Below are 17,831 nucleotides of genomic sequence, written 5' to 3'. Positions count from 1 at the left end.
GCAGGGGGCGACGGCGACGAGGACCATCCGCTGGAGCGCGTCCGGCTCGAAGGGTAGGGTCCGGGCGCGCCCTGGCGCCCGGGGCTGGACTCGGTTACGCGCGTCAGGCAATGTCGAGGATCACCGCGACCACGCGCTTGGTGACCTCCTCCAGGCCGTCCGAAGCGCTGGTGCAGTCGAAGTACTCCAGGAGGAAGGTCGGCTCGGCGTTCTTGTCCGCATGGACGTAGAGGTCTCCCTCGTGGTCGACGCCCACGATAAAACGGGCGCCGTCCCGGGTCGTGATCTCTCCGGTCACGCCTCAGTTGCCGGACTCGGCGTGCCAGTTGTCGCCAAGGAGCCTCACCGCTTGGCGTGCGATGTCCGAGATGGAGAACGGGTATTCGCGGCAGGGCTCGTAAAAGAACTGATCCCCGCAGGGGCTGGGGGCCCGACCTGTTCGGGGTCAGGCCACCGTGACGCGCAGGACGTATGGCTCGCCCGAGCTGATGGCCTGGGCCTGCTCGCGTAGGTCCGCGTCCGTGAAGCCGAGCAACGCTTCGTCGGCGGCGCGGCGCAGCAGCGGAATGATCTCGGCGGCGGGTCGGCCGCGGCTGGCGGCGGCGATTTCGGCGAAGGCCCGCTGGTAGGCGGCTCTCCTCGGTCATGTCCCGAGAAGCCCAAGCGATCACTCCGACAGCGCGAGCAGCGGAACCCTTGCGGCAGTGGGAAGATCTGCGCGGCACCACTGGCGTGCTGGATTTCTTCGCCGAACTGACGGTCGATGTGGACGCGATCCTGGAGGAGGCGGAGCGCTACTACAGCCAGACCAAAAATCACTTCGACGACGCCCTCCGCGTCGAGTCCGAGGCCCGTGAGACCTGCATCGCCGACATCAGGGCGGCGTACAGGCAGATCCCGGAGTTCAAGGGGACGATTCCCGACCCGGAGCAGTTCCTCCGGGGTCTCGGACCGCTCCAGAGCGAAGCGCGGGAGGCACGGGCCAACCCGAACGTCCAGTTGCCGGGCGCAGGCCCCAAGGTTGACTCGATACCTACGGTGCGTTCGGATGTCGTGGTCTCCGAAGCGCTGATGGCATCGCGAGCCGGGTCGACGGACTCCCGGAGGGGCAGGGCAACAACTACTGGCTGTGGTCCAACTCCGACGACGGCCGCCGCGAGTACATCTCGGCGAACAAGGATCTGATCAAGGCAGCTGCAAGCGACTCGGGACTTCCGCCCGAGATGGTCGCAGGCATTGCCTGGCAGGAAGTGGAGGGCGACCCCGGCTGGCTCGACGAAGCAGCCTACGAGGGCCGCGAGATCCTGCCGGGCAGCGAGGACCCCGATCAGACCTCGATGGGACCCATGGCCATCCAGGTCCGGCGCGCTGCCGAGGTGCTCGGGTACGAGCCGCACAACCTCACCGACCTTCAGCGGGACCAGGTGGTGTCCGCGATCAAGGACCCTGCGAAGAACATCTTCATCGCCTCTGAGTACCTGGCGCAGCTCAAGGCCGAGAGCGGCTTCGCGGACGTGCCGCCGGAGCAGATGACGCGTGCCCAGATGCAGGAGATCGCCGCCCGCTACAACGGCGGCCCGTACTACGAGAGCGACGCCGCCCAGGCGTATGGTCGTGGCTTCGACCGGAAAGTGGACCAGGCAAAGGAGGCCTTGAGGTGAGCGGGAGCGCGGGACCGGCGGCCGACGTGCATCGCGGGCGCCCGCTGCGGACGGCGAGCCGGGTCGGTACGGCCGTGTGCGCCGTCGTCCTTGTCGTCGGTCATGTGGTGACGGGCTATGTCCTGCTCACCGCGTACATGGTCGAGCCGGACGGCCCCTGGGACAGCCAGGCCGTCAGCAACACCAAGTTCGCGGCCGGCCTCGGACTCGCCTTCTCCATCGCGGCGGCCCTGCTCACATGGGTCTTCGTGAAGGCCGAATGGCTGCGCCGCTGGTGGTACGCCATCCCTGCCGGCCTGGCCCTGACCGCCCTGCTGCGCCTGACGGTCCTCACGCCTCAGCTGTGACCGTGGGCCCGGGGGGGGCCGCGGTCGTGGTCACCCCGGCAGATCGCCACGGCTGATCAGGATGGCGCGGTGCACGACTGCGACCTGGGGTATGCCAGCCTCCTTCACCTCAATCCAGGTGCCACGTTTGGGCAACCAGAAGAGAGCGTGGCATCCAGAAGCCCAAGGCCAGGATGTACGGGGCGGTAAAGGGCGCGGTGGATCTCAAGGAAGTGGTCGGCTTTGCGTTCGTAGCGGCGGTGGAGACGGCAGCGGCCGACGAGCCAGGCCATGGTGCGTTCGATGGTCCAGCGGTGGCGGACCAGCCGCTGTGAGGATTCGATGCCGCGGCGCTATTGGGTGGGTGATGCCACGTCCGCGTATCCATCGTCGCAGGTGGACGTAGTCGTAGCCCTTGTCCGCATGGAACTTTCCGGGACGCCGCCGCTGGGTCGTCGAGCGGACCGTGTCCTGGCTCGCCGGCTGCCGTCGCCTCCACCGCCGATACGAGCGCAAGGCCGAACACTTCCGCGCCTTCGTCGGCATAGCCGCAGCCCTCATCTGCCACCGCTGCCTCACCAATAAAACGACCTCTTAAGGCGATCCCGCGCACAGGTTCTGGTGAAGCTGGCGGGATCTGATCTTCCGAGCGTTCGCCGAGCCGATCAGACCGGCTAGCCCGCAGGCCAATGTGAGTTCGGCGTGCCGTCATCGTTCATGTGCGCCCGCCGCCAGATCTCGTTCCATTTGAACGAAGTCTCTGGCACGAACCGGTGCCGCCGCCCGCACGGACATGGCGCCAGCACCCATGCGCACCCCCGGCACAGCTCGACCCAACCGTGCCCGGTCGAGCTCAGCACTCGCGGTCCCTCATCCCCGCAAGCCGGGCAGCCGGACGGCTCGGCTCCGTCCAGAATCGCGTTCTGCCGCCGGACGTACTCCGACAAGCGCAGCGACGGGTGGCGAAACGGGTCTTCGTACCAGGCACGGTCGGGGCTTTCCCACCAGCTCCACAGCCACCACGGCCGAGGGTTCGGTGCAGCCCGCCGCCCAGCCTGCTTCTCCGCCCGGCGTTGCGCGGCGTACTCGTTTGCCCGCACGAGCCACAGCACTCGCGCTTCGTGTAGTTCCTCCACCGCCCGCACCAGCGCGTCCGGGTCCGCCTCCAGCCGGCGGGGGATCGCGGCGCTGAGCGTGAGGTGGTGGTACGTCGCCCGCAGACCATAAGGAGCAAAGACGGTGAGGCAAGTGCGCAGCGCGCTGTGCCGCCGGTGGAGGGGGAGCCCGGCGTCGTGCACGTGCGCTCGGTGGGTCAGGAAGCTGGTCATGGTGTGGGTGCCAGGTCCAGTGCGCGTGCGAGGGCGGTAGTGACGGCAGCAGCATGTGCTGGCAGGTGGTGTTCTGCCCAGGGTTCGGCAAGGCTGAGGAAGTCCTGCAGATCCTGCTGGGTTTCGGCGACGAGCCTGCGTACCTGTTCTACCGGCAGCTCGATCACCGGGCTGCCGTCTACCCCGTGAGCATCGAACGTGAAGCGGACAACGTCGTTTACGCGTTCGGGCACCGAGGATGGATCGTGGCCGAAGTATGCGCAACCGGTACCGTCGAGGACCTCCAGCCAGTCCCGCCAGGTCTCCAGTCCGTTGCAGCAGCCCGGCTCGACGAAGACGGTGTCGGTAGCGTTGTCACGCGCCCGGAAGCCGCCGGCGGCGAACGGGTCAGGCACGGTGAGCAGCCCGTGTAGGAAGGCGCCGAGCGGGTCGGTCGGACACGATTCGTGCTCCTCCTGCGGCTCGAAGTCATTGCAGTCGGCGATCTGCATAACGGCCGTGCCGACCTCCGCCGGGGTCAGCCCCCCGTTCAGCACGAGGTAGCCATATGACTCGTGTTCGCCGACGGGCCAGAGCTCGCAGTCGTCGGAAGCGGAGATCTCCAGAACGGGTTGCATAAGAATCACGAGGGGATGATGCCGGACCCGCTGCTTCGTCACCACGGGCTTTCGGCTACCGCGTTGGGCTCGGAGCGGGCCCGCTACCTGGGCAGTTTCGGGGTGCGCTCCGGTCAGGCAGTGCTGGCGTGGCGCATGGCGGTCTGCGCGGTGACGCCGAACAGGCGCATCGGCCGGAGCGGGCCGGCGCATTCGGCCGCCGATGCGTCACCGTCCACCCCGCCCCAACCCCGCCCGCCAAGCTCTCCCTCGCCACCGCTCCGGCGGACCGCAAGCAGTCGACGAATCCTCGCCCCGCACGGCCGGACACCGGGCCGGGACTGCCCCTCTCCCGGCTGCCTCAGCCGCCCACCGCCCCCCGAGGACGACCGCTCGCCCGCACCCGCCCGCCGTAGGCCGGCCCGCAAGGCATCCGACGAGACCCGGCACGCCCGACCGGCACCCCGGCACAGGGCCGCCCGCCGAAGCACGCCGTGAAACCCAAGCCCCAGAAGGCCAAGGCGCGGCCGCGCCATACGCCCGCCCATCCGGGACGCGCCGCGACGAGCGCGGGGACCACCGGCATGAGTGGTCGGTGACGAGTCCCTGGGGCTGCGGTTCGGGGATCTTGTGGTCTTCGAACTTCGGGTCCGGGAGGTCGTCCTCGGCGATGTTCGACGTGCCAGAACCCGAAGCCACTGATCTGCCGCATCGCGAGCCGCTAGGGATGAGAGCGAAGGCGTTGAGGTGCCGGTGGTATGGAGCAACTACCAACCTGTGCACGATGGCAGAGGCGCGCGGGCCGACGTCGAAGTGCTGCTGAACGCAGCCGGGCGACGGCCCCTGGCAGGCCTGTGCGGCGTCAGAGGAGACGTGCTGGCGCGGGCGTTGCCGTCCTGGGAGCAGGACGACGCCAAGCTACCTTCCGGAGTTCCGGTAGCGGTATGGCGGATCGGCGCCGCGGGCACCGGGACGAGGGCGTTCGGCTGCCGCCTGTGCACGACCCGGCGTACATGGCGGGTGGAGCGAGTCGTGCGGTACGTGACGCGTCGGCAGCGGGTGTGTGTGTCCGGCACGGGCGATGGCTCCTGGACGCGGATGCCGGCCAGTCTCATGCCGCCGCCGCACAGCACCACGGCTCCCACGTGATCGACAGCATCCGGGGCACAGACGGCGCGTCCTGTTCGAGGCATTCCGGCAAACGCGTCATCGGCTGGTGACTTGCCTCGGCGTGCTCGAGAAGCGGACCGGGACCCGGCGAGGTCCTGCCGGCCTCCGAGGCTGGGCAACGCAGGCTCTGCCTGCGGGGCACGCCTGTGCGATCACACGGTCATGGGCCGGTCTGGCCGAGGAACTCTGCGACGAGGCGGCACGCATACGCGGCGTCGAGTCCGTCCGGGCGGAAGAGGATGCGGTACATCATCGGCGCGACGACGCGGTCGATGACCGCCTCGACTTCGGGCGTCTTCTCACCACGTTCAGCTGCTCGGGTGAGGATGAGGCTGATCTGGTCGGCGGCGTAGGCCGAGCACTGGCCGGCGTTACTGCCGTCCGGGTCGCCGAGCAGTGCGTCGCGAACATAGGCCCGGCCGGCGGGTGAGGCCATCTCGTCGAGGAACTGCTCGGCCCAGGCCGTCAGGTCGGACGACATGGCACCGTGGTCGTTGGGTGCGGTGTCGGGCCGCAGACGCTCGACCGCTACGTCCGACAACAGCTCCTGCAGGTCCCCCAGCGGCGGTAGATCGTCGACGGCGTCACGCCCGCACGCTGGGCGACCAGCGGTACGGTCAGTGCGTCCCGGCCCACTTCCGACGCGAGTTCGCGTACGGCGGTGTGGACCGATGCCTGAACGCGGGCGCTGCGCCCCCCAGGGCGCACCATCTGCCTGCTCATAGAACCCATCTTAAAGCAAAATCATTGCGTCTAGCGAGTCACTTACCGCACCTCCGTATGACGGTCTTCACCTTGCGGCACCTGGCCGATCGCAGCCGAACGGCGCTTTCGGCCCGGCCGGAGTGATCAGACCGGGCCGACCAGACGGGGCCCGCGCAATCGTTCATGCTGCGCGCGCGAGCTCGCGGGCAGGCTGTGTCTGCTCGTAGGCGTGGCCTACCCGCAGCAGCAGGCTCTCCCGAGCGGTCGTCCGAGGAGCTGCATGCCGATCGGCATGCCTGCCGCATCGTGGCCGACGGGGACGGACAGGGATGGCACCCCGGTGATGTTGGCGGGGGACGAGAGGCGTACGTATGCGTCGGAGACGCCCTCGACGGTGCCGTCGGCCCAGGTGATGGTCTCCTGGCCGGCCTTGACCGCGGTCGCCGGGACGGTGGGCGCGACGATCAGGTCGACCTCCTGCAACATGCGCGCCCACTCCTGCCGCATGAGGGTGCGGGCTCGCTGGGCACGCAGGTAGTCCCCGGCGGGCATCAGTGCGCCGGCCTCGAGGAGGATGCGGACGTCTGTCTGGTAGAGCTCGGCGACCGTGTGCAGGGTGCTCTCGTGGTAGGCGGTTGCCTCGGGCACCATCAGGCCCCACTGGGTAGCCTGAATGTAGCGGGTCATGGGGATCTCGACCTCGACGAGGCGCGCGCCGAGGGACTGGAGCTGCTCGATGGCGCGCCGTACGGCAGCCTCCACCTCCGCATCAACGTGGTCGAAGTAATAGGTGCGCGGCACGCCCACGCGCAGCCCCGTCAGGTCCGTTCCCGCGCCCGGCCGGTAGTCCACGGCGGGCGTGGCAAGGGACGCGGGGTCGCGCGGGTCGTGTCCGGCCAGGGCGGTCAGGGCCAGGGCCGCGTCCTCGACGGTGCGGGTGATAGGGCCGACGTGGTCCAGGGACCAGGACAGGGACGTGACACCGTGGCGGGGGACGAGGCCGTAGGTCGGCTTGAGACCGACGACCCCGTTCAGCGCGGCGGGCACCCGGATCGATCCGCCGGTGTCGGTGCCCAGGCTGAAGGTGGCGGCGCCCGCGGCGACGGCGACGGCGGATCCGCCGCTGGAGCCGCCGGCGACCCGGCCCGTGTCCCAGGCGTTGTGCGTCTGCGGCGTGGTCAGCCCGTAGGCGAACTCGTGCGTGTGGGTCTTGCCGAGCAGGATGGCTCCGGCCGCCGCCATGCGGGCGGCAACAGTGCTGCTCGCCTGCGCGCGGTGGTCGGCGCGGACGCGGGAGCCGGCCGACGTAGCCATGCCGGCGACGTCGATCAGGTCCTTGAGGCCCATCGGGATGCCGTGCAAGGGGCCGCGGTAGCGGCTGGCCGCGATGTCGTTCTCGGCTTCACGCGCGGCCCGGCGGGCGTGCTCGGCGGTCACGGTGACGTAGGCCTGAAGGTGCGGCTCCACCTGTTCGATGCGCTCCAGGACGGAGTCCGCCAGCTCGACGGGGGACAGCTGCCGGGCCCGGATCGCGTCGGCGGCTGCGCTCAGGGGCACTTCATACGGCTGCATCGTGCATCTCCTGTTCCACGCGGTAGGCGGGGGCGGGCGGGGTGTCCCCGAAATCGAGCTCTCGCAGGACCTCGACGACGGAGTGGATGTGGTGGGCGGTGGCCGCGACCGCGGCGTGCCGGTCGGCAGGTAGCGGGAGCCCGGCGCGGGCGGCCCAGCGGGCCGCCTCGGGCGGGGTGAGTTCAGCGGAGGACACGGACTTCTCTCTGCTCGGGGCTGGGGCTGGGGCTGGAGGGGCGGGGCAACCCCACCCTTGGCCCCAAAAGCTAAATGTTTGCGTTAGCCGACTGTAGGGCCTCACGGTGACTTAAAGCAAACTCGTTGCGTTTAGGGCCTAGGGGTCCCATGTCCACCGTTCACACGCCCACCTGCGCCATCCGGCCACCCCCGAGCCCGCACCCAGCCCGCCCACCGCGCGGCGTCCTTCGTCCTGGACACCTCGATCCTGGGCGCGCTCCTCGCGGCATCCGGCGCGCCGTCGCCCTTCTACCTCCACCACCAGGACGCCTGGGCTCTCTCCGCGCTCACCATCACCCTGGTCTTCAGCGCCTACTCCCTGAGCTGCTGTTGGCCCTGCTCACCATCGGTGCGCTCTCCGACCACCTGGGGCGGCGCCCCGTCCTGATGAGCGCCCTGCTGCTTCAGGCCGCCTCTATGGTGCTGGGGGTGAAGAGGACCGCCAGCAGGAAGTACACGGTGCCCGTGCAGGCAGGAGCGAAGCTGACACGAGGGGGAGGCCAAGGGCCGGCTGCCATGCCCGCCAGGGTGATGCTGTTGGTCAGGGCGGACCGGCCCGGCCGCAGTGGATCGTCAAGGTCGAGGAGGGCCGCTCCCGCGGCGCTGGATGCCGCGCCGGTGGCCGCTCCTCGTCCGCCGTCCTGGGCGATTCCGGGGCGAGGGCGACGGGCGGCCTGCCCACCGACCCGGGCAGCCCGATGACCCACTCCGACATCGTGGAGGGCAGGATTCCGGCCAAGAACGGCTCCATGGCTCCGGCCGTACAGATCCGATGAGGCGGGGTACCCCATGAGACTCACCAGGCTCACCATCGACGGCGACTGGACCGCGACCGTTACGGATGAACCGCTGGAGATCGCACCGGGTTTCGTCTTCCGGGACTTCCGAGTGCGCGTCGCGGCGTACGCGGACGTGGAGGAACGCCAGCGGTTCCAGCTCACCACCTTCGGCAGTCAGGACTGGCTGTGGGACACGCCCGACGAGTTCCGCTTCGATCCGGTGAGCCGGCACCTGGTCGGCGCGGAGTTCCGGGTGCCCGCCGAGGCAGCGGACGCCGAGGACACCGCCCGCCTTCCCGACCTGCCGCCTGTGCACCCGGGCGGGCTGCGCGCGGACGAGGTGCGCGACTTCCGCCTGGAGGTGACCTCGGACCTGTGCCGCGGACCGGGCGACGGCGTACTGACCTGCCTGCGCGACCTCGACGTACTGGACGAGCCGCTGGAGGCCCGCATCGGCATCGCGCCCGACGTGGCGCTCCTCGTCCAGCACGGCGCCGTCGTCGGCTGGAGCCTCACTGACCCCGTGCGCTACCTGACCAGCAGTTTCGCGGCCCCGGACCCGACTGGGCCCGCTCCGGCCACCCGGCTCCTGTTCAGCCGCTGCCTCGACCTGGTCACCACGTCGCTGTTCGACGGGGTGAGGGACCGCAACCCGCAGGCCCTGACCGTACTTAGGGAGCTCGAACGCGCCCTGCGCGGCCAGCGGGAGGACCGGCACCGGGTGGAGGCGCTGCTGGCGTTCGTCGCGGAGCTGGTGGAGGACTCGGGTGACACGGCGCCGCCGAGCCGCCCGCTCCGGGCCGCTCGCGGTCGGCACCCCGACCGCTTCCTGCGCGGCGGGCGGCGACCGCGGCGTTCGCATCCTCGATCAGGTGGGGTGAAACGGACCAGCGGCTGGACACCGCGGGCTGGCAGCGCCGATGTCGACGTCGATGCGCTGACGCGCCTACGTGGGCGCCTCGGCCGATGATCGCTGCCGAGCCACCCCGGCGGTCATGCACATCCCCATCTGCAACTGTCCAGGGGGTGCGGCTGGGGCACAGCGGCCGGCACTGACCCGCTCGCGGCCCGGTGGACCTGGCGCTCCGAACCGCCGTGCGCCCGGTGCCCTGTTACGGGCGGTACGCATCCACGCCTGCGGCGCGGCGGCCCGGCCCCGCCCGCGGGGACGACCAGCCGCCGCGCCGTAGGCGCTGTCAGTCCGGGAAGGAGAAGTAGAGCGCATCGCTGTAGAAGGAGGCGAAGTGGCTCTGCCAGTCGGCTCGGACCGAGGCCAGCCACTCGTCGTTCTGGCCGGCGATCGCCGCCTCGGCCTGGGCGACGGCCTCGGGGAGGTCCGCGGACGCCAGCTGCCGCACGCTCGCAGCCGGATCGTCGCCCGACATCGAGACGATCTCCCCGGTCTCGAGGACGAAGTACTTCGCCTGCTGCTTCTCCAGGTGGGCGGTGGTCCTGGCGACGCATTCGGCGAACTCGGCGTCGTCCTCCAGGCCCTTGCCGACCGCGGCCAGGAGGTCGCGCAACAAGGCCGCCCCGCCAACGTAGTCCGCGGCAATGCCGACCAGAGGGTTCCAGATCAGGGACGGGACGACGGTCGTCCCGCGCCCCGCCAGGAGCTTGTGCGCGAGCGGGATGTCCCAGTTGTGCTCGGATATGCATCGGATCCGCTGGGGGATCCCCGCCTCGTTCGGCATCGAGTCCGCGGCGTACAGATAAGAACGGTTTGCCATGATGGCGACGCTAACACCGGGAACTGACAACCCCCGGTGCCGCAGTTTCGACACCACGGTCCGCTGGAGCGGCGAGACTTCGGGAACGTCCGCGGAGAAGCACTACGACAAGCCGCCGCGGACGGTCGTGGCGTGGCGGCAGGACGGCGAGACCCTGGCGCTCGTGATCGAGGCCCTGGAAACCCGACCGTTCACTCCCGTCGACAACGCGGTGGTCTACCGGGCCGACGACTCCGAGAAGTTCGGTCTCTCTCCCCCGCCGCGTCGGCGCTCCGCTGGACGGTCTTCTCCGGCTCGCCGTGGAGCCGTTGGGTGAGCGGCCCTTCAGTGTGTCGCCGCCTCATCAACCGCCACCGGCTGCGGCGTTCCTGCGCCGCAGCCGGTGCCACCATCGGCTCTGTGCCCTTTAGAAGGCGTTTTATCCCGCTGTTTCATCCCGGGATGTGATGGTTGGTGGTCATTTTTAGGTCGCGCCAGGAGATGGTGCTCTCGCCGGTGATCCGGCGGGTCATGAGGTCGGTCATCGCCAGGTTGACCAGGGCTTCGGAGCGGGTGGTCAGGGTTTCGTACTCGCGGGCCAGGCGGCGGTGGAGCATGAGCCAGCCGTAGTCCGCTCTACTGCCCAGCGTTTCGGGGTCGGGGTGAAACCCCTGGTCCCGGGTTTGCGGGCGGTGATTGCCATGTCGATGCCGAGGGCGGCGGCATGCTCGACGAGATGCCGGCGGTAGCCGCCGTCGACCCACACCTTCCGAACGGTGGGGTATTCGGCGGCGACCTGGTCGATGAGCCGGGTGCCGGCGACGGAGTCCTGGACGCTGGCCGCGGTGGCCAGCACCGCGAGGAGAAGCCCGAGGGTGTCGGTGACGATGCTCCGTTTACGGCCCGCGATCTTCTTGCCCGCGTCGATGCCCTGGCTTGCGGCAGGGATTTTCGAAGACGTCAGGAACTGCGGTGTCCTACGAGGCTGCGCAGTCGGCCTGGACGTCACGATTCTGTCGAGCTGTTTTTCGTGACGAGTTGCGCCGCGGGTGACACGTCAACCGGTTCCGCCACTTCGACCCGGAAGTTAGTGGCGACCTCGTTCAGCCGCTGGTAGATCTCGCGATCCGGCATATCGAGGGAGATATCTGAAATCTCCACGGTGTGCATATATTGTCCGGCGCGCGATTCCACACCGAAGGCCGGACCATCTTCCGGCGACAGCACGAGGTGCAAAATGTTGCCCCCCGCGTCATGAACGGCGAGTGCCTTCATCTGTCTTCACTCCCTCACTGAAGCGATCTACGGTTGTACGGTGCTCACCATCAGGCGAACGAAGGGGCAGCTATTTGTGCCGTGATTCCGCACCGTGATGTCGATGAACGGATTCTGTCCTCCCCCCGCCCCCGGCCATCGTGTCTTGAGGAGTTCTACACCCAGGATCATGTCCCCGGTTACGAATCCAGGCTGGCTGTGCGCCGTGACTGTGACGGTTCCGGAGCCCAGTGCCGGGCTCGGCCCCACCCAATAGCCCTGGGCCCCGCCAGCAGGGATCGTGATCGTATTGAAAATGAATGCGTTGAACATCTGCACGGACGCCATTAATTTTCCTTCTCTCTTGGGTGTATGCCCGCGCAACCAGGCTCCAGACTTGCTAGCCGATAGCAGCAGACAGGTTCCGGTACAGGTCTCGGCAATACCGGGCAGCTGTGGACAGCCCGTAAGGAAGGGTTTTCAGCTACGCTCACGGTTGTACCAACTCCGAGTCACAGACGAACCGAGCGCCAGGCCGAAACTAGCCCAGGTGGCGGACATCGCTTCACCGCAAAAACGATTACCCGGCCTATATCGATGAGTGAGCTCTTTCAGCCAGGCCACTGACCAAGTGATGGGATCGATGTCGCTCCCGTGGCTAAGAAGCACCGTTTCCGTGGCAGTGGAGACCCTGGTGGTGTACCGCGCCATGACAGCGACAACCACTCCGCGCACCACTTCCATGTGGCAACGGAAACGGCTCGTGGTCACACGACCATTACGAACACACATGACTGACGATCCGTCACTAAGACAAGGCCTGATTCGGTCCTTGTCTCCACCCCGATCGAGTGCCGCCTTAAGGCACGCCCGCCGACCCGGCACCTGCGGTCAGGCGCCCTTGCGGAAGATGCGGTCGCCGGCGTCCACCCCTTCCCATCCTGGCCGATCTCACCTACCAGGGCGGTGACGCATGGCTGACCACGGGCATCAAACGCAGGCCTCTGCAGGAACTCACCCCTACCGAGAAGGCCGTCAACCGGGCCCTGGCCGCGGCACGGGCACCGGTCGAACGCGGCGTCGCCCGCTTGAAATTCTGGCGGATTTTCCGCAGGTCCGGAGCAGTCCGAACGCATGACGTCAATCGCCAAAACCACCCTCACCCTGGAGCGTCAAGGCTGAAGAAGTTCATTGACCGATCAACTTTGGATCGCATTCATCGCTGAACAGTGCGCAAATGTAAAATCCTGCCGACTTGCGATCAGGCTTGCGGAGTGCTGCCCTGGAATGGGCAAGGGGTAAAGGGTCAAATGATCCGGGCCTGAATGGGTGACATTCAGCTGAAGTAGGGGGACGACGCGTCGTGTGACGACGGGATGCCCCGCGCTGCGACCCACTATCGGAGGTTCACGATGACACAGGTCTCTTCTGCCCGCATTCCGCTACGCCATATCATGGCCGTGCTCTTGACTGCCGCCCTGACGCTCTCCCTCTCGGTGGTACTCACCGTCACCTCGGCGAAAGAAGCAGCCGCCTCGTGCTCCGCCAACCGGTTCAACGGAACGTGGCGCTCGTCCGACGCGAGGCTGAAGCGTATCGACGTATGGCAGGGAGAGGACTGCCACCTGTACGCCAGGGCCTGGTCCGTCTGCGAGAACGACTCGTCACATATCTGCAGCTGGGGAAACAGGCGAATGGGAGACAGTCCGGAGCCGAACTTCCAGTTCGTCGGATACAACTGGAGAGACGCCGATGAGGTGCTGCAACTGCGGATGCAGGACAGGTCGCACATCTCGGTGTGGGACAGCACCGATTACCACAACGGTAACAAGGTCAGCTTCACGGTCGCGATGGGCAAGAGCAGTTGAGCCCGCGAAGGGCAGCGACCCCGCCCGCGCCGCTACGGGACGAGACCCCCTACCAAAACAGGTGGAGGCCTCGCCGCTCCTCCCCCGCCCCCGCCCCCGCCCCCGCCCCCGCCCCCGCCAGGATGCGAACGCACCGGGGCGGGCCCCTGTTCGCCGACCTTGGCCCACCGGTGACAGACGTGCAGATGCGGACTCCGGCACTCTCCCCAGGCCGCGTTCTCCCGCAGATGTAGGTCGACCAGGTGCAGCCCCGTCAGACCCCCGACCCGCAGGCTCGTATCGGAAAGCCAGGTGACGACCATCCTGTCCCGCGCGGTATGCAGGACCGGCAGCAACTCCGGGCGTGCCCCTGCGGCGCCTCGCCGACACGACGACGGAAGTCACGGTCAGCGCCGAGGCCCTGGAGACCGTCCGCGCGCAGCGGCCCGATGCCCTCTCCATTGACCTAGCCATGCCACGTCCGGTTCCCGGCTAAGCCATCCACGTGATGCGGGTGATGGTCAGAGATTCGGGATCGCCCGTGAAGAACTCCACGAGTACCGGGATGCCAGGCACTGGCAGGTCGTAGAGGTCGCCCCATGAGTCGGCGGGGCTGGCTCCCTCCGGGAGCCGTCCGCCCTCGTGCGCGGCCGTGATCACGGGCAGGGCCCGAACCACCGCCGCGAACACCTCGGGCGCCTTGTCGGCCATGGCCCCGAGGACGGCGGCGGCCTGATCGGTCAGACCGTGCCTCACCGGTTGTGCGCCAGAGCCGCCAGAGCGTGATCGAGGTCGCGGACGCCGGAGCGGCTGCCCGCGCGCAGGGCGGCAACCTCGATGCGGTCCGCGTCGGTTCGGGTGGAGTCGGCGGTCGCGCGCAGGTGCCAGCGCTCCATCACCGCGAGCTGGTCGTCGCCGGCCTGGGCGGCGAGCAGTTCTTCCAGGAACACGCCCTTGCGCCCGGGGGCGAGGGCGGCTGCGATCGCGTTCGCGGTGCGCGGGACGCCGGGCTCGTGGCCGTGCTCCGTTATGGCGCTCAAGGTCGAACTCCTTCCGTCGGTACCACCGTACCGGCTCGCCCCGCGATGGAGCAGCGGTACGCCGCAGCGCCGTCCAGCAGGTTGAGGGCGCGGCGAGCGTCGTGCGGGCGTACGGGCGTACGGGCGTACGGGCGTACGGCGGCTGAACGGAATGACGGCCGTGGTCGTACGGCTGAGGCAGTCACTGCCCGTCGTCGTGCTCGTGGGCCTCGGCCTCCTTCAGCCGCCGTGCCTCCTCGGCAGCCCTGCCCGGGGAAGGCCTGCCGGACTCAGGGGGTTCCCGGTCGGGGTCCGGATACTCCCGGACCTGTTCCTCCCGTCCTATGCCGGGCTTCTGACGCTTGTGCTCCATACCCCTCATTGAGCGCCTCCTCGCACTTCGGGTGCTACAAGGCTCCCCGCAGCCTCGTCGGGGCGGGGAGAGAGCTGGTAGACGGCGTAGGCACGGTCGATGACGGGCATCGCCACATTGCGGACCAGGACACCGCCGGCCGTGATGCCGTGTTCGGTGCCCAGATGGGCGTGCCCGTGGACGGCGAGGTCCGCACCGATCTCGTCGATGGCCTCGGCAAGGAGGTAACTGCCGAGGAACGGGTGGATTTCGGGGGGCTCACCGGCCAAGGTGTCCGTGACCGGCGAGTAGTGGGTCAGCGCGATCCTCACAGCGATGTCGGCCTCCGCGAGGTCAGTGAGCGCGCGGCGCAGTCCGTCCGCACACGTTCGCGAGTGGCGCATGAAGGCCTTCATCTCGGGTTCCCCGAACTCGCTGCCGCACCGGCCGGCGTATCCGCCGCCGAACCCTTTGGCCCCTGCCACTCCCACCACGGTGCCGTGGATGTCGAAGACGACGGTTCCGCCTTCCAGGACGGTGACCCCGGCCTCCGTGAGGACGCCGGTGACCTCCTGCGGCCGACCCGCGTGGTGGTCGTGGTTTCCGAGTACGGCGACGACCGGCACGGGCAGGCCCGCGACCTCGCCGGCAACCACGGCGGCCTCCTCGGGAGTGCCGTGACGGGTGAGGTCACCGGCAAGGAGCAGCAGGTCGGCGTGGTCACCGAGACCTGCGAGGGCCGGCCGCAGCGAACCCTCACTGCCCGGACCCAGGTGGATGTCCCCCACCGCTGCCACGCGGATCACCTCAGGTCCTCCCCGCGGTCGGGCGGGCGGGCGCTGACGACGGTCAGGTCGTGGTGCCACACCAGCGGGTCGAGGGCTTCCGCGGCCATGCGCAGGACCGTCTCGCGGCAACCCGGGCTGGAGACCGCTCCCCAGACCATGACCGCCTGGCCGCGCAGTTCGACGCGGACCCCGAGTTCGGCGATGTCCTCCTGGGCGAGCAGGTCACGCAGGTGCTGGGCCCGGTACTCGGACGGCGTGGGGTCGAGCGTGGCCATGTCCGGCCTCCTTCCGGGGCTCGATCACCTCCAGGCGTTCGAGGAGGTAGAGAAAGGCGTCGGGCAGGGGCTGGTCACGGTGGTGCCGGTCGAGGAGCGCCCAGTCGATGCGCTCTCGGAGCATGCGGGCCATGGGGAGCAGGTCGGCGAAGTCGCAGTAGTGCTCGCACAGTGCGGTCAGGCGGCTGTCCATGAGATCGGTCGGGGCCAGTACCGGCATGCGTACGGAGTCGACGGCCCGCACGTCCGCGCGCTGGAGGAGTTCCCGGTCCACCGGTCGGCCGGCGAGGTCCAGGATGAGGTCGATGTCCTCGTCACCGTCCCGACCCTTGATCAGCCAGTCTTCCGGGGCGTCGATGATGGTGATGCCGCCGGCACGCAGCGCCGCCACGGCGGCCGGCGCATCCTCCCGGCAGAGGCAGAAGTCCGTGTCGTGCCGGAATCGTGCGGGCAGGCCGTGCGCGAAGGCAGCGACGCTTCCTGCGAGCGCGAACTGAACTCCCGCTTCCTTCAGGAGTGCGCCCACGCGTTTGGTGGACTCCAGGATGGCCTGCGTATGGTCCCGAGGGAGGGCGTCGGTTGCGCTCACGGCGCACCGCCGGCAGAAGAGTCCCGGCCGGCGCCCGCCCCGGCTCCGGCCAACGGCGGGGTGTCGGCGCCGAGTCCCTGGTGAAGGCCTTCGAAGAACGCCGCGACGGCCTGGGTGGCGGTGGACGACGGCACCCAGTCCAGTTCGTCGCGGGCCCGGCCCGCATCGAGCAGGGGCAGTCGCAGGACGGCGTCCAGCAGGCCGGGGGCAGCGGGGACGAGGTGCATGCGCCAGGCTGCCGCGAGCGCCGCGCGGGCGGCGGCCGCGGGGAGCGGCACCGTGCGGGTGTTCAGGATCGCGGCGATGGCTGCGGTGTCCAGGACGGGGTCGGCCACCAGGTTGAACGGTCCGCGGACCGGCTGTACGACGGCTGCCCGGTAGGCTTCGGCGGCGTCGTCGGTGTGCAGGGCCTGGAAGCGCAGGCCGGAGACGGCGGGCAGCGCGGGCAGCAGGCCAGGCCGGATGAGGCGCCACGGCAGGAGCGGGCCGGCGAAGATCCGCCGCTGCTCGCTCGCCGACTCCTCCTTGAAGAGGAACGCCGGTCGCATCCGCACCACACGTATGTCGGGATGGGCGAGCTGGAACCCGTCGAGATAGCGCTCCAGGTAGGCCTTCTCGCGTGTGTACGCGGCTCCCGGCCAGCCGTGGGTGGGCCAGGACTCGTCAACCGGGCGCCCGTCCGCGGGGCCCGGCGAGTACGCGCCGACCGACGAGGCGTGGACCAGTACGCTCACCCCGGCCTCGGCGCAGGCTTCGAACACGCGGATGCTTCCGAGCACGTTGGTCCGCCAGGTGGCAACCGGGTCGTGGGTGGGCTGGAACTTCCAGGCGAGGTGGACGACGGCGTCCGCGCCCGCGAACAGGTCCACCAGCCCGGCCCGGCCGGGGTCGATGTCCGCCTCCGCCCAGCGCACGCCCGGGATGCGCACGTCGGGCAGCCGGCGGGCGACCCCGAGCACGTCCGTGACCATCCGGTCGGCGGCCAGAGCCCTCACCACGCTGGTGCCGGCACTACCCGTGGCACCGGTCACGACGACCCTCATGACGCCCACCCGGCCCTTTCCTGCAAGCTGCGGCGTGACCGCGCCGAACTGCCGAGGGCGCCCACGGTCGTGGTGGTCGTGAACGTCCGCCGCGCAGCCCGCACCCGCAAGCCCGCCTTCTGCGCCAGCCGCCCCACCGCCACCCTGGGCCACTGCTCGGTCACGCCCAGAGCGGTCATGAGTTCGCGCGGGCTCTCACGGTCCTCGGCGATCTCCGCAGCGAGTACGGCCGGCGTTCGCGCCGCGGGCCTGTTCCGATGGGCCCTGGCCATGCGGGGGATGAGGGAGACACCACTGCCGGCGCCTGCCAGATGGTCGTTGAGATAGATCGCCGAAAGGCGCTGCTGCTCGGTTGAGGGCTGCGTACGGGGTTCCGTGCTGGGGAGTCGGGTGTTCATGGCCACTCCGATCACTCGGGTGCTTCGGCTGCCTGCACGGACCCGCGCGCCGCGCGGGGGCCTCGCCCGGCCTCGCGCCGCACACATGGCGCCGCTCACGTCGACAGGTCCCTCACCGGGCTGCAAAGTCCGCGGACCCGCCCGATGAGCGCGTGCCCCCGCTCATCGGGCACAAACCCCGCC

At 69.3% G+C, this 17,831-nt stretch carries 22 protein-coding genes and 5 pseudogenes; 7 read left to right on the top strand and 20 right to left on the bottom strand.

The genetic code is table 11. The features are described 5' to 3' along the window. Nucleotides 1-103: 103 nt before the first annotated feature. Nucleotides 104-298, bottom strand: a complete 195-nt coding sequence (locus tag CP980_RS34745) for a hypothetical protein (RefSeq protein ID WP_150530025.1) — start codon at nt 296-298, stop codon at nt 104-106. 434 nt (nt 299-732) lie between these two features. Between CP980_RS34745 and CP980_RS34735 the strand changes: the two genes are divergently transcribed. The 3 genes from CP980_RS34735 to CP980_RS34725 are packed head-to-tail and all read left to right on the top strand — an operon-like array spanning nt 733 to nt 2,008. Then, nucleotides 733-1,185, top strand: a complete 453-nt coding sequence (locus tag CP980_RS34735) for a hypothetical protein (protein ID WP_150530024.1) — start codon at nt 733-735, stop codon at nt 1,183-1,185. Nucleotides 1,186-1,223: 38 nt separating this feature from the next. Next, entirely contained in the window at nt 1,224-1,661 is a 438-nt protein-coding gene (locus tag CP980_RS34730; RefSeq protein ID WP_150530023.1) for a hypothetical protein, read from the top strand. Next, the gene (locus CP980_RS34725; RefSeq protein ID WP_150530022.1) at nt 1,658-2,008 is read left to right on the top strand and encodes a hypothetical protein; all 351 of its coding nucleotides are present in this window, start codon (nt 1,658-1,660) and stop codon (nt 2,006-2,008) included. Before CP980_RS34730 ends, CP980_RS34725 begins: the two co-directional genes overlap by 4 nt. Nucleotides 2,009-2,112: 104 nt before the next feature. Here the strand turns inward: CP980_RS34725 and CP980_RS36270 are convergent. Continuing rightward, nucleotides 2,113-2,449: pseudogene (locus tag CP980_RS36270) on the bottom strand (transposase); the annotation flags it as partial. 4 nt (nt 2,450-2,453) lie between these two features. Here CP980_RS36270 and CP980_RS34715 point away from each other — a divergent pair. Then, nucleotides 2,454-2,585: a hypothetical protein gene (locus tag CP980_RS34715; protein WP_373312919.1), complete on the top strand. Its 132-nt coding sequence runs from the start codon at nt 2,454-2,456 to the stop codon at nt 2,583-2,585. A gap of 76 nt (nt 2,586-2,661) precedes the next feature. On the opposite strand, the gene CP980_RS34710 is transcribed toward CP980_RS34715, so the two are convergent. The 6 genes and pseudogenes from CP980_RS34710 to CP980_RS35405 all read right to left on the bottom strand — a co-directional run bounded on the left by CP980_RS34710 (nt 2,662) and on the right by CP980_RS35405 (nt 8,346). Further along, complete coding sequence (locus CP980_RS34710; protein ID WP_150530021.1) at nt 2,662-3,315, bottom strand: hypothetical protein; 654 nt, start codon at nt 3,313-3,315, stop codon at nt 2,662-2,664. Then, on the bottom strand, nt 3,312-3,977 hold the full coding sequence (locus CP980_RS34705) for a hypothetical protein (protein WP_308439389.1): 666 nt from the start codon (nt 3,975-3,977) through the stop codon (nt 3,312-3,314). The genes CP980_RS34710 and CP980_RS34705 overlap by 4 nt, the downstream gene beginning before the upstream one ends. Nucleotides 3,978-5,241: 1,264 nt before the next feature. After that, nucleotides 5,242-5,792, bottom strand: a pseudogene (locus tag CP980_RS34695) (TetR/AcrR family transcriptional regulator). Nucleotides 5,793-5,967: 175 nt separating this feature from the next. Beyond that, nucleotides 5,968-7,358: pseudogene (locus tag CP980_RS34690) on the bottom strand (amidase). Further along, entirely contained in the window at nt 7,345-7,554 is a 210-nt protein-coding gene (locus tag CP980_RS34685) for a hypothetical protein (protein WP_150530020.1), read from the bottom strand. Before CP980_RS34685 ends, CP980_RS34690 begins: the two are co-directional and overlap by 14 nt. 582 nt (nt 7,555-8,136) lie before the next feature. After that, nucleotides 8,137-8,346, bottom strand: coding sequence for a hypothetical protein (locus CP980_RS35405; protein WP_167535749.1), 210 nt, complete (start codon nt 8,344-8,346; stop codon nt 8,137-8,139). A 38-nt stretch (nt 8,347-8,384) separates the two neighbouring features. Between CP980_RS35405 and CP980_RS34670 the strand changes: the two genes are divergently transcribed. Beyond that, nucleotides 8,385-9,344 (top strand): hypothetical protein, encoded by a 960-nt coding sequence (locus tag CP980_RS34670; protein WP_229907137.1) that lies wholly within the window; start codon nt 8,385-8,387, stop codon nt 9,342-9,344. A gap of 226 nt (nt 9,345-9,570) precedes the next feature. On the opposite strand, the gene CP980_RS34665 is transcribed toward CP980_RS34670, so the two are convergent. The 4 genes and pseudogenes from CP980_RS34665 to CP980_RS34650 form a co-directional block, all read right to left on the bottom strand. Next, nucleotides 9,571-10,104 carry a DUF7822 domain-containing protein gene (locus CP980_RS34665; protein ID WP_150530019.1) on the bottom strand — a complete coding sequence of 178 codons (534 nt, stop codon included), beginning with the start codon at nt 10,102-10,104 and terminating at the stop codon, nt 9,571-9,573. A 431-nt stretch (nt 10,105-10,535) separates the two neighbouring features. Beyond that, a pseudogene (locus CP980_RS34660) lies at nt 10,536-11,014 on the bottom strand (transposase); the annotation flags it as partial. 74 nt (nt 11,015-11,088) lie between these two features. Continuing rightward, nucleotides 11,089-11,358 (bottom strand): hypothetical protein, encoded by a 270-nt coding sequence (locus tag CP980_RS34655; protein ID WP_150530018.1) that lies wholly within the window; start codon nt 11,356-11,358, stop codon nt 11,089-11,091. 27 nt (nt 11,359-11,385) lie between these two features. Next, complete coding sequence (locus CP980_RS34650; RefSeq protein ID WP_132760909.1) at nt 11,386-11,685, bottom strand: hypothetical protein; 300 nt, start codon at nt 11,683-11,685, stop codon at nt 11,386-11,388. 575 nt (nt 11,686-12,260) lie between these two features. On the opposite strand from CP980_RS34650, the pseudogene CP980_RS34645 reads away from it, so the two are divergent. Together CP980_RS34645 and CP980_RS34640 are read left to right on the top strand one after the other, a co-directional pair. Beyond that, nucleotides 12,261-12,519, top strand: a pseudogene (locus tag CP980_RS34645) (transposase family protein); the annotation flags it as partial. Nucleotides 12,520-12,749: 230 nt separating this feature from the next. Then, entirely contained in the window at nt 12,750-13,205 is a 456-nt protein-coding gene (locus tag CP980_RS34640; protein WP_150530017.1) for a hypothetical protein, read from the top strand. A gap of 471 nt (nt 13,206-13,676) precedes the next feature. On the opposite strand, the gene CP980_RS34630 is transcribed toward CP980_RS34640, so the two are convergent. The 8 genes from CP980_RS34630 to CP980_RS34600 form a co-directional block, all read right to left on the bottom strand. Continuing rightward, on the bottom strand, nt 13,677-13,940 hold the full coding sequence (locus CP980_RS34630; protein ID WP_099895081.1) for a hypothetical protein: 264 nt from the start codon (nt 13,938-13,940) through the stop codon (nt 13,677-13,679). Next, the gene (locus CP980_RS34625) at nt 13,937-14,224 is read right to left on the bottom strand and encodes a hypothetical protein (RefSeq protein WP_099895080.1); all 288 of its coding nucleotides are present in this window, start codon (nt 14,222-14,224) and stop codon (nt 13,937-13,939) included. Before CP980_RS34625 ends, CP980_RS34630 begins: the two co-directional genes overlap by 4 nt. A 181-nt stretch (nt 14,225-14,405) precedes the next feature. Further along, nucleotides 14,406-14,576: a hypothetical protein gene (locus CP980_RS35400; RefSeq protein ID WP_167535932.1), complete on the bottom strand. Its 171-nt coding sequence runs from the start codon at nt 14,574-14,576 to the stop codon at nt 14,406-14,408. Between the two features lie 5 nt (nt 14,577-14,581). Then, the gene (locus CP980_RS34620) at nt 14,582-15,361 is read right to left on the bottom strand and encodes a metallophosphoesterase family protein (protein ID WP_150530016.1); all 780 of its coding nucleotides are present in this window, start codon (nt 15,359-15,361) and stop codon (nt 14,582-14,584) included. After that, the gene (locus CP980_RS34615) at nt 15,358-15,618 is read right to left on the bottom strand and encodes a hypothetical protein (protein WP_099895077.1); all 261 of its coding nucleotides are present in this window, start codon (nt 15,616-15,618) and stop codon (nt 15,358-15,360) included. Before CP980_RS34615 ends, CP980_RS34620 begins: the two co-directional genes overlap by 4 nt. Beyond that, entirely contained in the window at nt 15,566-16,207 is a 642-nt protein-coding gene (locus CP980_RS34610) for a hypothetical protein (RefSeq protein WP_189998887.1), read from the bottom strand. Before CP980_RS34610 ends, CP980_RS34615 begins: the two co-directional genes overlap by 53 nt. Next, nucleotides 16,204-17,250, bottom strand: coding sequence for an NAD-dependent epimerase/dehydratase family protein (locus CP980_RS34605; RefSeq protein ID WP_150530015.1), 1,047 nt, complete (start codon nt 17,248-17,250; stop codon nt 16,204-16,206). The genes CP980_RS34610 and CP980_RS34605 overlap by 4 nt, the downstream gene beginning before the upstream one ends. Continuing rightward, nucleotides 17,247-17,648: a hypothetical protein gene (locus CP980_RS34600; RefSeq protein ID WP_150530014.1), complete on the bottom strand. Its 402-nt coding sequence runs from the start codon at nt 17,646-17,648 to the stop codon at nt 17,247-17,249. The genes CP980_RS34605 and CP980_RS34600 overlap by 4 nt, the downstream gene beginning before the upstream one ends. Nucleotides 17,649-17,831 lie beyond the last annotated feature (183 nt).

This window comes from Streptomyces vinaceus, from assembly GCF_008704935.1.
GTDB classification, from domain to species: domain Bacteria; phylum Actinomycetota; class Actinomycetes; order Streptomycetales; family Streptomycetaceae; genus Streptomyces; species Streptomyces vinaceus.
Note: the sequence above shows the minus strand (reverse complement) of the source record. Positions and strands in the feature narration are given on the sequence as shown.

Excerpts from the sequence above, each read along its gene's own strand:
- CP980_RS34640 (WP_150530017.1), top strand. The coding sequence starts at position 12,750 with ATGACACAGGTCTCTTCTGCCCGCATTCCGCTACGCCATATCATGGCC.
- CP980_RS34730 (WP_150530023.1), top strand. The coding sequence starts at position 1,224 with ATGGTCGCAGGCATTGCCTGGCAGGAAGTGGAGGGCGACCCCGGCTGG.
- CP980_RS35400 (WP_167535932.1), bottom strand. The coding sequence starts at position 14,576 with ATGGAGCACAAGCGTCAGAAGCCCGGCATAGGACGGGAGGAACAGGTC.
- CP980_RS34615 (WP_099895077.1), bottom strand. The coding sequence starts at position 15,618 with ATGGCCACGCTCGACCCCACGCCGTCCGAGTACCGGGCCCAGCACCTG.
- CP980_RS34670 (WP_229907137.1), top strand. The coding sequence starts at position 8,385 with ATGAGACTCACCAGGCTCACCATCGACGGCGACTGGACCGCGACCGTT.
- CP980_RS34710 (WP_150530021.1), bottom strand. The coding sequence starts at position 3,315 with ATGACCAGCTTCCTGACCCACCGAGCGCACGTGCACGACGCCGGGCTC.
- CP980_RS34600 (WP_150530014.1), bottom strand. The coding sequence starts at position 17,648 with ATGAACACCCGACTCCCCAGCACGGAACCCCGTACGCAGCCCTCAACC.
- CP980_RS35405 (WP_167535749.1), bottom strand. The coding sequence starts at position 8,346 with ATGGAGCCGTTCTTGGCCGGAATCCTGCCCTCCACGATGTCGGAGTGG.
- CP980_RS34665 (WP_150530019.1), bottom strand. The coding sequence starts at position 10,104 with ATGGCAAACCGTTCTTATCTGTACGCCGCGGACTCGATGCCGAACGAG.
- CP980_RS34655 (WP_150530018.1), bottom strand. The coding sequence starts at position 11,358 with ATGAAGGCACTCGCCGTTCATGACGCGGGGGGCAACATTTTGCACCTC.
- CP980_RS34650 (WP_132760909.1), bottom strand. The coding sequence starts at position 11,685 with ATGGCGTCCGTGCAGATGTTCAACGCATTCATTTTCAATACGATCACG.
- CP980_RS34605 (WP_150530015.1), bottom strand. The coding sequence starts at position 17,250 with ATGAGGGTCGTCGTGACCGGTGCCACGGGTAGTGCCGGCACCAGCGTG.